Source organism: Serratia proteamaculans (assembly GCF_949794035.1).
GTDB classification, from domain to species: domain Bacteria; phylum Pseudomonadota; class Gammaproteobacteria; order Enterobacterales; family Enterobacteriaceae; genus Serratia; species Serratia proteamaculans.
In genome coordinates this window covers 102,886-114,920 of sequence record NZ_OX461105.1, presented here as the reverse complement: position 1 = coordinate 114,920, position 12,035 = coordinate 102,886, and the positions used below count along the sequence as shown (strand labels likewise).

At 55.8% G+C, this 12,035-nt stretch carries 10 protein-coding genes; 3 read left to right on the top strand and 7 right to left on the bottom strand.

The annotated features are described in order from the left end of the window. Positions 1-80: 80 nt before the first annotated feature. The 3 genes from eptB to QOT07_RS00505 all read right to left on the bottom strand — a co-directional run bounded on the left by eptB (position 81) and on the right by QOT07_RS00505 (position 3,046). Complete coding sequence (eptB, locus tag QOT07_RS00515; RefSeq protein ID WP_207978624.1) at positions 81-1,775, bottom strand: kdo(2)-lipid A phosphoethanolamine 7''-transferase; 1,695 nt, start codon at positions 1,773-1,775, stop codon at positions 81-83. Positions 1,776-1,999: 224 nt separating this feature from the next. Continuing rightward, the gene (locus tag QOT07_RS00510; RefSeq protein WP_004950797.1) at positions 2,000-2,425 is read right to left on the bottom strand and encodes an organic hydroperoxide resistance protein; all 426 of its coding nucleotides are present in this window, start codon (positions 2,423-2,425) and stop codon (positions 2,000-2,002) included. Between the two features lie 156 nt (positions 2,426-2,581). Then, entirely contained in the window at positions 2,582-3,046 is a 465-nt protein-coding gene (locus QOT07_RS00505) for a MarR family winged helix-turn-helix transcriptional regulator (RefSeq protein ID WP_099062217.1), read from the bottom strand. A gap of 306 nt (positions 3,047-3,352) precedes the next feature. Here QOT07_RS00505 and QOT07_RS00500 point away from each other — a divergent pair, with 306 nt between their 5' ends. Continuing rightward, entirely contained in the window at positions 3,353-4,513 is a 1,161-nt protein-coding gene (locus QOT07_RS00500) for an RNA-guided endonuclease InsQ/TnpB family protein (RefSeq protein ID WP_283604264.1), read from the top strand. Between the two features lie 104 nt (positions 4,514-4,617). Continuing rightward, on the top strand, positions 4,618-5,217 hold the full coding sequence (locus QOT07_RS00495; RefSeq protein WP_099062218.1) for an HD domain-containing protein: 600 nt from the start codon (positions 4,618-4,620) through the stop codon (positions 5,215-5,217). Positions 5,218-5,220: 3 nt separating this feature from the next. Here QOT07_RS00495 and QOT07_RS00490 read toward each other — a convergent pair whose 3' ends face one another. From QOT07_RS00490 to QOT07_RS00475, 4 genes are all read right to left on the bottom strand, one after another. Beyond that, positions 5,221-6,615, bottom strand: a complete 1,395-nt coding sequence (locus tag QOT07_RS00490) for a carbohydrate porin (protein WP_099062219.1) — start codon at positions 6,613-6,615, stop codon at positions 5,221-5,223. A gap of 127 nt (positions 6,616-6,742) precedes the next feature. Beyond that, positions 6,743-8,146 carry a glycoside hydrolase family 1 protein gene (locus tag QOT07_RS00485; protein WP_262261807.1) on the bottom strand — a complete coding sequence of 468 codons (1,404 nt, stop codon included), beginning with the start codon at positions 8,144-8,146 and terminating at the stop codon, positions 6,743-6,745. 14 nt (positions 8,147-8,160) lie between these two features. Beyond that, positions 8,161-10,020, bottom strand: a complete 1,860-nt coding sequence (bglF, locus tag QOT07_RS00480; RefSeq protein WP_219015080.1) for a PTS beta-glucoside transporter subunit IIABC — start codon at positions 10,018-10,020, stop codon at positions 8,161-8,163. Between the two features lie 262 nt (positions 10,021-10,282). Next, positions 10,283-11,041: an SDR family NAD(P)-dependent oxidoreductase gene (locus tag QOT07_RS00475; RefSeq protein ID WP_219015079.1), complete on the bottom strand. Its 759-nt coding sequence runs from the start codon at positions 11,039-11,041 to the stop codon at positions 10,283-10,285. A 114-nt stretch (positions 11,042-11,155) separates the two neighbouring features. Here QOT07_RS00475 and QOT07_RS00470 point away from each other — a divergent pair, with 114 nt between their 5' ends. Further along, positions 11,156-12,019 carry a LysR family transcriptional regulator gene (locus QOT07_RS00470; RefSeq protein WP_207978634.1) on the top strand — a complete coding sequence of 288 codons (864 nt, stop codon included), beginning with the start codon at positions 11,156-11,158 and terminating at the stop codon, positions 12,017-12,019. Positions 12,020-12,035 lie beyond the last annotated feature (16 nt).

The following is a 12,035-nucleotide window of genomic DNA, read 5'->3' as shown; positions in this document are numbered from 1 at the left end:
CGCAAGCCTGAGCCGGATTAGTTGATGAAGGGAAGGTATTAACGGATTTTACCGGGCGCCATGCGCCCGGTATGGGAGGGTTACAGCTCGCTGGGTGACGCTTTTTCCTGCGGAATATTACACCAGTTGTTTTTGGCCTCGATGCCGCCGTTCGGCGAGGTATAACCGAGGCAACCGAGAATGGTATCGAACAACTCAACATGACGGTGGGTTTTGCCAACCCGCTGTTGCGCCTGCAATTGCTCAAACGCACCGCGATGCTGTGGGTCTTCCAGGAACTTGTCGGACGCCCATACCATCATCGGCACGCGGAACTGCTCCACCGGCGCCATTTCACGCGGCGTGCCATGCAGGTGTGAATTCTCGCCTATCGATTCACCGTGATCGGAAGAATAGAACACAATCGCCTTCTTCTCGCGCACCTGGTCAATCACATTGGCAATAAAGCTGTCGGTATACAGCACCGAGTTATCGAAGGCGTTAACCAACTGATCCTTGGAGCAGAAATCATCAACACCGATACACTCCGGCTGATAGCGTGCGTAGCTGCGCGGATAACGCTGTGAGTAAAGGTAATGCGAGCCTTTGGTGTGCAGGATCACCAGATGCTTGCCCTTGGGATAGCGGGCCAGCGACTCCTTCATTTCATCCACCAACAGCATATCGTCAACCGGTTTGCCGTCGTTGCGTTTCTCGGAGGCGATCATCTCGCGGAACGAATAGTTGTTCACTTCGGTATTGTTATAGAACCAGACCTCACTCTGCATGGCGAACAGCTCGGAGGTGAAGCCCAAATCTTTCATCACCGCAAACACGTTTTGCTCTTTCAGCGTACGTTGCGGATTGTCTGCCGTGCCGCCTTCCCGCACGAACATACAACGCAGCGAGAGTTTGGTGGCGGTATCACAAGACGTGCCGCGGAACGCCACCAGGTTCTTCTCTTTGGACAAACGTGGCGTGGTGTCACGGTCGTAGCCGAGAATACCCATGTGATCCCAGCGTGTGGTTTCACCAATGATAAACACCACGTAGGTGTCATCAATATCGGCCGGTGCCACATAGGTAAAGTTCTTGGCCGGGTCGAACAAATTGGCCTGATCCTGACTTTCGTCGTAACGGGTATAGGCAAACAGCCCCAGCGCCGACAGCCAGTTGGATGGCAAATAGGAATGCGCCACTACGCCGCCGTAGCTTGGCAAGTCCACATTGGTGATTTTCTCCTGCGCGCTTTGCTCGTTATCCAGCATACGCAGCGGCAACCAGACCAACGCAACCACCGCCACCAGCACCACCAGGGGTTTGATCCGGTGTCCGGGCGTTTTCAGCTGTTCGATCAGGGTATAACGCAGGTTGTTTTTCCAGATGCACAGCAACGGCAATGCGCTGAGCACCACCATCCACAGCACAAAGTGCATGCCGACCACTTCTTTCGACAGGTCAACATCGGTGGTCATCACCGACACCACGATGCCGTAGCCGATCACCACGTTGAAAAACGTCATGTAATAGCTGGCAGCCACGGAAATCAGCACCAATAGCGAGGCAATGATGCGGTAGAACAGCCGGCCGCCGAGCGATACCAGCCGCATAATAAAGAAGGTGAACAGAACGATAGCGACAACCTCAGTTACCGCTGCAATAACCTTAATCCCCTGAATGCCGTGCGAAAATGAATCAAAGCGACGATAGAAAACGGAAAGGTTCAAAAAGATGCCGATATAGATCGCTAACAATAACGATAAATTCTGCTGTGATAGCGATTTAACTTTGTTCATGTAACGCGGTGGCTCCGGGGGCTTTAACAGTTCTGAAGTCAGTCAGACATTTATTGCGGCCGCAGGTTCAGCCGATCGGCAATAAGCGCTATTTTGGGGGTAATAATCAAGAGAATTCTCAAAAAATAAGCATTTTTGTCATTTTTTGTGCAAAAAGCAGGGGCGGGGCAGGATGAGAAATGGAGGGGGAACCCTCCATTTTTTCCGTGGCGTTAGCGAAAACCTTACTTAACGTTAAGCGTTACATCAATATTGCCGCGGGTGGCGTTGGAATAAGGACAGACCACGTGGGCTTTTTTCACCAGATCTTCTGCCACACTGCGCTCTATGCCCGGCAAGGTGATATCCAACTGCACTTCGATACCGAAGCCGTTGGGGATTTCGCCAATACCCACGGTACCGTCAATTTTGGCTTCGGCCGGGATCTTCACCTTTTCTTTCGCCGCGACAAACTTCAGTGCGCCGAGGAAGCAGGCCGAATAACCGGCAGCAAACAACTGTTCCGGGTTGGTGACTTCACCGCCCGCGCCGCCCATTTCTTTCGGCACGCCCAGTTTGACATCCAACACACCGTCAGATGAGGTCGCACGGCCATCGCGGCCACCGGTTGCTGTGGCATGAGCACGGTAAACAACTTTTTCAATCGACATACATCATTCCTTCTTTCTGGTTGGAGGCTAGACGGCGGTTCTTGCAGGCAAAACGCCGTCATTGGTATATCTTTCGCGATTAAATCGCACACTATATATTTGACGCTTACTTCCAGTGTAGTCCATCAAGGCCGATCCTGCGTCTGGCACCGGCCGTCAGAGCTGGTTGATCAGCTTGCCGCGCAGCTTTTCCAGTTGCTGCTTGATATTGACGATTTCATCGAGGCTGCAATCGGTAGCGCACATGACGGCTTCCGGTACCGACTGAGCTTTTTCACGCAGCGCGCGACCGGCGTCGGTTAACGCAATAATCACCTGCCGCTCATCGGTGGTGGCACGGTAACGCACCAGCAGCCCGGCTATTTCCAGCCGTTTCAGCAGCGGTGTCAGGGTCGCGGAATCAAGAAACAGCCGCTCGCCAATGTCCGTAACCCTGATTTCATCCCGTTCCCACAGCACCAGCATCACCAGGTATTGCGGATAGGTGAGTTCAAGCCGGCTCAGCAATTTACGGTACACCTTGTTCAGCGCCAGGTTGGCGGAGTACAGGGCAAAACACAGTTGCTGGTCGAGCAGCAGCAGGTTTTTCGTCTCGGGTTGTTCGGTGTTTTCGGTTTTCATGTTCTGAATATAGATAGTGCACGATGTAATCGCAAACTATTTTTTAGCATTTGCCCCGTAAACCCTCGCCCCCTCGGGCGGGGATATAAGGGGAGCTAATCAGGTATTTTCTGCGATGGTACATAGGTTTTCAGTGTTTCGATTGTTGCGCTGCGGTGAGATAAAAACCCGTCCAGAATGGACAACTCATTTGCTGACCCAATGGTGACGGCGAAGATAACCGGTCAACTTATAGTGATGCACATTTTCTGGTCAAAGACTTCCTAAGGTCATACAGTACAAGCTGATTATCGGTGAGCGTCCATGATGAAAAGAGCCACTAAAGTACGCCTGTACCCGACGACCGAACAGGAAGCATTCTTGAATGCTCAGTTCGGCGCGGTGCGTTTTGCGTACAACAAAGCTCTGCATATCAGCCGCCACAGGTACCAGCGGCATGGTGTATCGGTCAGTGTTAAGCGAGACCTGAAACCATTACTGGCGGTAGGAAAAAGATCCCGTCGTTACCATTGGCTGAAAGACTATGATTCACTGGCGTTACAGCAGGCGGTGATTAATCTTGATACCGCTTTTGGACACTTTTTCAGGCAACGTGCTCGCTTCCCCACCTTTAAGCGCAAGCATGGCAAACAATCCAGCTATCACCCCAACGGCAAAGTATTAACCGACGCGATCCAGTTGCCAAAAATGACACCGATGAAAGCAGTCATTCATCGCGATATTATCGGGAGGGTATCCAGTATCATCGTCAGTCGTGGCGCGACAGGAAAATATTATGCTTCAATACTCTGTGACGATGGACTGGCTGCGCCAGCCAAACCCACACTGATAACTCGTGTAACCGGTTGTGATTTGGGTCTGACCCATTACCTCATTCAGTCTAATGGCGAAAAAACAGCCAATCCACGGCCTCTGGTACGCGCCAGCCGTAATCTGCGGCGCAAACAAAAGTCGCTATCCCGGAAAATAAAAGGCAGTGCAAACCGGGCAAAAGCGCGTTTACGGGTGGCTAAATGTCACGAGCATGTGGCGAATTCCCGTGCTGACTTCCAGCATAAATTGTCTCGTACACTGGTTGACGAAAACCAAGCGGTCATTGTTGAGACACTGAAAGCAGCAAACATGATGAAAAATCACCGGCTGGCGCGGCACATTGCGGATGCGTCGTGGACTGGGTTCGTGATGAAACTGGAATACAAAGCGGAGCAGGCCGGCAAACATCTGGTGAAAAGTGATCAATGGTTTGCCAGCTCTAAAACCTGCCATTGTTGCGGTTATAAAATGGCAGAAATGCCGCTGAATAAACGTATCTGGCCATGCCCGGCCTGTGGTGTTGAACATGACCGCGATATTAACGCGGCCATCAACATCCAGCGCAAGGGCATAACGGATTTACAGGCGGCGGGACTCGTCGTTTCTGCCCATGGAGGCCAGCGTAAATCTGTCATATCGACAGTAGCGGCCTGAGAAGTGGGAAGCCTCACCGTTTACGGCGGGGAGCAGTCACCCAATATGCTACCTTGTTAAAAGCAGGGGATGCCACAGCGAAGTGCTGTTTGGAGGGAAAGGATATGACAGACACACTGACAGAACGCGCGCGCCGCTACGCCACCAAGGCGCATGCGGCCATCGATCAGCGCCGCAAATACACCAATGACCCCTACATTGTTCACCCGCAGGCGGTGATGGAAATCGTCAGCAGCGTGCCGCACAGTGAAGAAATGCTGGCCGCCGCCTGGTTGCACGACACGGTAGAGGATACGCCCACCACCCTCGGCGATATCGAAAGCCACTTTGGGCCACAGGTCGCAGCCCTGGTAGCAATGCTGACCAACGTCAGCGGCAGCGGCGACGGCAACCGCTTCGAGCGTAAAAATCGCGATCGACACCACAGCGCCCAGGCATCACCGCAGGCCAAGACCATCAAGCTGGCGGACCTGATCGACAACACCCGCTCACTGTTGGACTATGACAGTCATTTCGCCCGAACCTATCTGATCGAAAAGCAGCGGCTGCTGGAAGTGTTGACCGAAGGTGACCCGACGCTGTGGCAACAGGCGCATCACATCGTCGAAAAAGGCCTGGAAAGGCTGCAGTTGCCGCCGCATAACGTCCCGGCAAGCTGGTTCGAACATGCACGCCAGCGTTACCGGGAAAGCGATGCGGCGTAGTCGTCAGAAAGTCACCACCGTTTTCAGCGCCGTCACCCAGGCGTCCTGAGTTTCGTTGACGCCCGCCGGATGGTGCCAATATTGTATGCCCGGCTGCAGTTGCAGCCACGGGGTGACGTTGAAGCGGTAATAGAGTTCTGCCGTCACCGAATGCCCCGGCACCGGATGATAGTTGGGATCGTTATACCCGGTAGCGTTGTTGACTTGATTCAGGTAGCGCTGGTTATCCCGGTAATGGTTGCTCAGCTTAACCATGGACACCCCCAGACCCAGCCAGTCGTCTGGCCGTGCGTCAAACAGCCCGCGATAGCGGATACCGGTCGAAGTGGAGTAATGCATATAGTTGGAGCGCTGATCCGCCAGCCCCAGGCTGTAGAACAGGCTCAGACCGCGATTGGCGTCGTCTGGGTGGCGCGTGACCTGTTGGTTAAAACCGCTATACAGGAACCAGGTGCGATCGTGGCTGCGGTAGCCGTTTGGATCGCTCGCCCCCGGGCCACCGGAAACCCCCTCATACAAATCCTGCTGGTCGGCATTGGTAAACAGCACGCCAATATTGTAAACCCCCGGCAACTGATTGACCGCGTTGGTCTTCAGTTCCAACTCCATCGGTAACAGCATGCCTTTACTGCCCTTGGTCGACCCACTCCAGGCATGGCTGCGGCTTGGTGCCTGCGGGTTTTGCTCCATCACGCCGGTCTTGAAGGTCAGCCCGTCAGTCAGTTTATATTGCAGGGTGGTGCCCCAGTAGTGGACGTTCCAGTTATACCAGGTCAATGAGTTGGCAGACTTGCCGCCGCACAGCGTCAGCGTCTGGAAATCGCAGGGAATGATCTGGTCGAAGTCCTGCACCTTGTTCATCATGCCGATACGCCATTGCAGCCGGCGATCAAGGAAGCTGCGGCTAAAGGTCAGCCAGCCCAGTCGGGTGATCGACTGACCACCATAGCTTTCCTGCGACAGGTCAGTCGGATTAACACGCGGGTCCTGCAAGCGATCGCGCGTCAGGTTGTTATCATGGTTACGGTTAACGATATTGCCTTCAAGCGCCGCATCCGGGATACCGGTCAGCGCCTGCAAGTCCTGGCTGAAGGTCAGCGAGAACTGATCGATATAGGACAGCTGCTTATCGTGGTTATAGCCACCGCCGGCGTTATAGGAAATCTGGCTGAGATAACCCAGATTATAGTGAAAGCCATGATCTTCCAGGATCGGTCTGATCCCCAGCATATCGCCCAACAGCCCTGGCTGCGGCGGTTCAAACCCGAGCGCGACGCCTTGCCATTTGGCGGTGGGTGCCTCCACGTCCTTGGCGCTTTGCAAAGTTTCCGCCTGCGCGCCGCTGCAGGTCAGCAAGAGCGCGGCGAGTGTCATAGAGTGAGGTAATGGATATTTCATTATTATATTTCTCCGCCTGTTACGCTGACTGCGGGCAACAGCATTCCCTGGGCGAGAATTTCCCATAATTGGCAGCAGTAGATAAAGGTAATAACCCGGCGGTTGCCACCGGGTGGGTTGATAAAGTTTAAGCTTTGTCTTTCAGACTGTTACCGTTGCTCTGGATCACATCGCGATACCAGTAGAAACTCTTTTTACGGCGGCGCTCCAGGCTCCCGTTGCCGGCATCGTCGCGGTCGACATAAATAAAGCCGTAACGCTTGGACATCTCGGCCTTAGAGGCGCTGACCAGGTCTATCGGGCCCCAACTGGTGTAACCCATCACCTCCACGCCATCGTCAATCGCCTCCGCCACCTGCACCAGATGGTCGTTGAGATAATTGATGCGGTAGTCGTCATTGATGCTGCCGTCGGCCTCGACACGGTCCTTGGCTCCCAGGCCGTTCTCCACAATAAACAGCGGCTTCTGGTAGCGGTCGTACAGCACATTGAGCAGATAACGCAGGCCAACCGGGTCGATCTGCCAACCCCACTCCGAACTGGCCAAATGCGGGTTCGGCACCATATTGAGAATGTTGGTCCGGGCAGTGTTGTTCTGGGCCTCGTCGGTGGTAACACAGCCGCTCATGTAATAGCTGAAGGAGATAAAATCGATGGTCTCGCGCAATGCCTGTTGATCTTCGGCGGTGATCTCGACCTGAATGCCGTTTTCACGGAAGTAACGTCGCATATACGCCGGGTAGCCGCCGCGCGCCTGTACGTCGCCAAAGAACAACCAGTCGCGGTTCTGGCGCTGGGTTTCCAGCACGTCTTCCGGTTTGCAGCTCAGCGGATAGAGAATACCGCCCAGCAGCATATTGCCGATTTTGCCGCCCGGCACAATCTCATGGCAGGCTTTTACCGCCCTGGCACTGGCCACCAGCTGATGGTGGATCGCCTGATAAATCTCGCTTTTGCTGCTGTCTTCCGCCAGACCGACGCCGGTAAACGGCGCATGCAGCGACATATTGATCTCGTTAAAGGTCAGCCAGTGCTGCACCTTGTGCTTATAGCGTTCGAACACCGTGCGCGCGTAGTGCTCGAAAAAGCCGATAGTCTTGCGGTTGCCCCAGCCGCCGTATTGCTTCACCAGCCCGTAGGGCATTTCGTAATGCGACAAAGTGACCAACGGCTGAATGCCGTACCTGGCCATTTCGTCGAACAGCCGATCATAGAACGCCAGCCCGGCTTCGTTCGGAGCCTCCTCATCGCCCTGCGGGAAAATACGCGTCCAGGCGATGGAGGTACGCAGGCACTTGAAGCCCATTTCAGCGAACAACGCGATGTCCTGCGGATAACGATGATAAAAGTCGATCGCCACATCCTTGATGCCGCTGTCGCCGTCAACCCGTGGCGTAATCGCGCCGAAGATGCCCTGCGGCTGCAAATCAGAGGTCGACAGCCCTTTGCCGTCGGTCTGATAAGCCCCTTCCACCTGATTGGCCGCCACTGCGCCGCCCCACAGAAAATGGTCTGGAAATTTGCTGCTCATCGCTTTCTCCTCGGTTAACCTAATAAAGTCAGCAGCGGTGCCTGTTCCTGCACCCTGCCCTGGCCGCTGGTCAGCACGTCGACGTAGTCATCGCTGTTGCTGATGATGATCGGCGTGGTGGTATCAAAGCCGGCGGCACGGATCGCCACCTGGTCAAACTCAATCAGCAGATCGCCCGGGTTAACCCGATCGCCCTCTTGCACATGGGCAGTGAAATGCAGCCCATCAAGCTTGACGGTATCTATGCCGACGTGAATTAAAATCTCTGCGCCCTCGTCCGACTCAATACCGATGGCGTGTTTGGTTTTAAACAGCGAGGCCACACGCCCGGCAACCGGCGCGACCACCCGCCCTTGCAGCGGCACGATCGCCACTCCCTTGCCCAGCAACCCGCTGGCGAAGGTGGCGTCGTTAACCTGCTCCAGCGACATCACTTCGCCGGCAATCGGGCTGACGACAAACTGTTTACGGTTAAGCGGTGCGACAGGTGCCGGTTCCACGGCGGCCTCAACGGGCGCCACACCGAACAGGTAACTGGCCACCGCCGCGAAACAAAATGACAGCAAGGTGCCGACAATCGCGCCCCACACCGTGGCATCGAAGCCGCTGGCAGGGATAATCTGCGCAAAGGTAAAGATGTTCACCAGACCAAAGGAATAGGTGGCGGTATGGAAATAGCCGATCACCGCGCCCCCCAGCGCACCACCGATGCAGCCGAAAATAAACGGCCGTTTATTCGGTAGGGTCACGCCGTAAACCGCCGGTTCGGTGATACCAAACACCCCGGCACCGATGGCGGACCCGGCCAGAGCCCGCAGTTTGGCATCGCGGGTACGCAGCATGACGCCCAACGTGGCGCCCACCTGCCCCATCACCGCCGGCAGCAGCAACGGCACCATGGTGTCGCGGCCGAGCACGCTCAGGTTATTGATCATCAAGGGTACTAGTCCCCAATGCAGACCGAAGATCACACACACCTGCCACATCGCCCCCATAAAGGCACCGGCAATAATCGGGTTAAATCCGTAGATGGTCTGAAAACCGTTGGCCAGTAAATGGCTGAGCCAGGTGGCTGCCGGGCCGATCAGCAGGAAGGTCAAGGGCACGGTGACCACCAGGCACAGCAGCGGCGTAATAAAATTGCGCAGCGCGCTGTGGATCACCCGATTAAACAGCGGCTCCAGCCGGCACGAGATCCAGGCGGCAAAAATAATCGGGATCACCGACGAGCTGTAATTGATAAAGGTCAGCGGAATGCCGAAGAAATACTCGCGCACCGCGTCTGGCTGCTGTGCCGCTTCAAATGCCGCCATCATCAGCGGGTGGGTCAGAGCCCCACCAATCGCCATGGTAATGAACGGATTACCGCCAAACTTTTTCCCGGCGGTATAGCCGAGCATAATCGGCAGGAAATAGAACAGCGCGTCACTGGTAGCAAACAGCATTTTAAAACTGCCACCACTCTCCAGCAGCCAGCCGCAGGCCAGGCTCAACGCCAGAAACCCCTTCAGGATCCCCGAAGCGGCCATCACCCCCAGCAGCGGCGTAAAAATGCCGGACACCACGTCAATAAAGCGACTGAACAGGTTTTCCTTTTTGCCGTCATCCTCCGCCACCGCGCCATCGCCCAGCCCACCAACCTGATTGACCGCGTTGTAGACCTCCGCCACGTGGTTACCCACCACCACCTGAAACTGCCCGCCGCTTTCCACTACCATGATCACACCGGGATTTTTTTTCAGTGCCGCGGCATCGGCACGCTGGCTGTCACATAGCTTGAAACGCAGGCGGGTGGCGCAGTGCACCAGACTTCTCACGTTGTCGCGGCCACCGACGCCGGCCAAGATCTCACTGGCTAATTGTTCATATTTCATAGTGTTACCCTTAGAATCTACGTTCTGCCAACCTCAGTGCCGCGATGGCCAATCGTCGTCACGAAATTCAGCGCAAAAAAAAACCTAAACCTCATGGCCTCTGCTCCCACCAGGGGGACAGAAGCACGAGGTTTAGGTTTTGCCTGCCGGAGCAGTGACAACCCTAAATCGGCTGAGCTAAGACGTTAACACTGTGCTTTTCAGTGGGGCAAGGCTTTGCCCCGGCAAATTACCGAACTGTGATCCGGCGGGCAAAACGGCTTCAGTGAGCGAAATAATGCATGCCGCCGTCTACCGGGATCACCGCTCCGGTGATATAGCGCGCCTGCGGGGAACAAAGAAACGCGGCCAGATAGGCCATATCCTCCGGCTCACCAAAGTAGCCAATCGGGATATTCTGTTTGATAAACGCCTGGCGCGCGGCCTCGGTCGGGTGCAGTTTTTCACGCACCTGTTCGCTATTAATCCGCCCGGGTTGCAGCGTATTGACGGTAATCCCTTGCGCCGCCACTTCGCCTGCCAACCCCTTGGCCCACAGATGCAATGCCCCTTTGGCGGCAGTGGCCGCGTTCAGGCTACGCGGCTCCATCGAGCCGCTGATGTTAATCACGCGCCCCCAGCCCTGCGCCTGCATGCGGGGCAGCAATGCATGGGTTATCCGACGCGCCGGGGTAAAGTTCAGGGCAAACGCCTCTTCCCAACCCGCGTCGCCTTCGCTGAGTGAAGTCGGGCGGGCACCCCCAACCGCATTAATCACAATATCGATGGTCCCGAACTGCTGTATCGCCAGCGCCAGCATGCTGTCGAGCGCCTGTGTCTGGGTGATATCTGCCGCGATGACATAGGGCCGTATGCCACCGGCTTGCTCAACCTCATCCGCCAGGGTCTGCAAACGGTCTTCGCGGCGCGCCGTCGCCACCACAATCACCCCCTGTGCCGCCAATACCCGAACCATGCCTGCGCCAATCCCTTCGCTGGCACCCGTCACCAACGCGATACGCCCCTGTAGATGCAAATTCATAAGATATCCTAATTGAATTATTCAACCTGGTTACAAAGATAACGTCATTGAATCACGTCCCAGTCTGTGTGAATATTCCATAAATTCGCGGCAAGACTGTGCAGGAATTCACTGATGTTCGATTGGCAGGATTTAAAACACTTCGTGGTGCTGGCACGCACCGGTTCATTGTCGGCAGCGGCGCGGGAGCTGGGCTGCGATCACGCCACGGTAGGCCGACGGGTGGCGGCGCTGGAGAAGGCGCTCGGCCTGGGACTGATCCTGCGTCTGCCACGCAGTACGCCGCTGACGCAGGACGGCAGAATGATTGCCGGGCTGGCGGCCGACATCGAAAATCAAAGCCACGCCATTGTCCGCCATGCGCGCAGCGCCGGTGAGACGCCGCAAACTCAGGTGCGTATCAGCGCGCCGCCGTCGATTGCCGCACGGGTTATCGCCCCACAAATTGCGCAATTTCATCATACTTTTCCGCACATTACGCTGATACTCTCCGGCGAATCGGCGATCGCCGAGCTGGATCGCGGTGACGCCGAAGTCGCGGTGCGTATGGTGCGCCCGCAACAACCGGATCTGCTGGTGCAACGTATCGGCATGATGCGCTACGGGCTGTACGCCACGCCGCAGCACGCCGCCCTGCCGGAGTCGGCGCGGGCCTTTATCGGCTACGACCACCACTACCAAAACCAACCGCATCAGCAGTGGCTACAACAGCTGTTGCAGGGCCGTCCGGTGGTATTTCAGGCCAGCGATCTGTTCTCGCTCCAGGAAGCGGCACGATCGGGACTAGGAGCGGTGGTATTGCCGACGTTTGTCGCCGATAGCGACCCAGACATGGTGACACTGCCGACTTCAATCGCTGCACCGACCCGCGAACTGTGGCTGGTCACTTACCCGGATTTGGCACGCTCAACGGCCGTGCGCGCGGTGATGACTTTTCTGACTGATCTCATCGGAGAAAAATGCCCACTGACGCGCTGAAACATAAGTCATGCTA

What these genes read in the sequence shown, in the direction of transcription:
- eptB (WP_207978624.1), bottom strand. Translation starts at nt 1,775, where the DNA reads ATGAACAAAGTTAAATCGCTATCACAGCAGAATTTATCGTTATTGTTA.
- QOT07_RS00510 (WP_004950797.1), bottom strand. Translation starts at nt 2,425, where the DNA reads ATGTCGATTGAAAAAGTTGTTTACCGTGCTCATGCCACAGCAACCGGT.
- QOT07_RS00505 (WP_099062217.1), bottom strand. Translation starts at nt 3,046, where the DNA reads ATGAAAACCGAAAACACCGAACAACCCGAGACGAAAAACCTGCTGCTG.
- QOT07_RS00500 (WP_283604264.1), top strand. Translation starts at nt 3,353, where the DNA reads ATGAAAAGAGCCACTAAAGTACGCCTGTACCCGACGACCGAACAGGAA.
- QOT07_RS00495 (WP_099062218.1), top strand. Translation starts at nt 4,618, where the DNA reads ATGACAGACACACTGACAGAACGCGCGCGCCGCTACGCCACCAAGGCG.
- QOT07_RS00490 (WP_099062219.1), bottom strand. Translation starts at nt 6,615, where the DNA reads ATGAAATATCCATTACCTCACTCTATGACACTCGCCGCGCTCTTGCTG.
- QOT07_RS00485 (WP_262261807.1), bottom strand. Translation starts at nt 8,146, where the DNA reads ATGAGCAGCAAATTTCCAGACCATTTTCTGTGGGGCGGCGCAGTGGCG.
- bglF (WP_219015080.1), bottom strand. Translation starts at nt 10,020, where the DNA reads ATGAAATATGAACAATTAGCCAGTGAGATCTTGGCCGGCGTCGGTGGC.
- QOT07_RS00475 (WP_219015079.1), bottom strand. Translation starts at nt 11,041, where the DNA reads ATGAATTTGCATCTACAGGGGCGTATCGCGTTGGTGACGGGTGCCAGC.
- QOT07_RS00470 (WP_207978634.1), top strand. Translation starts at nt 11,156, where the DNA reads ATGTTCGATTGGCAGGATTTAAAACACTTCGTGGTGCTGGCACGCACC.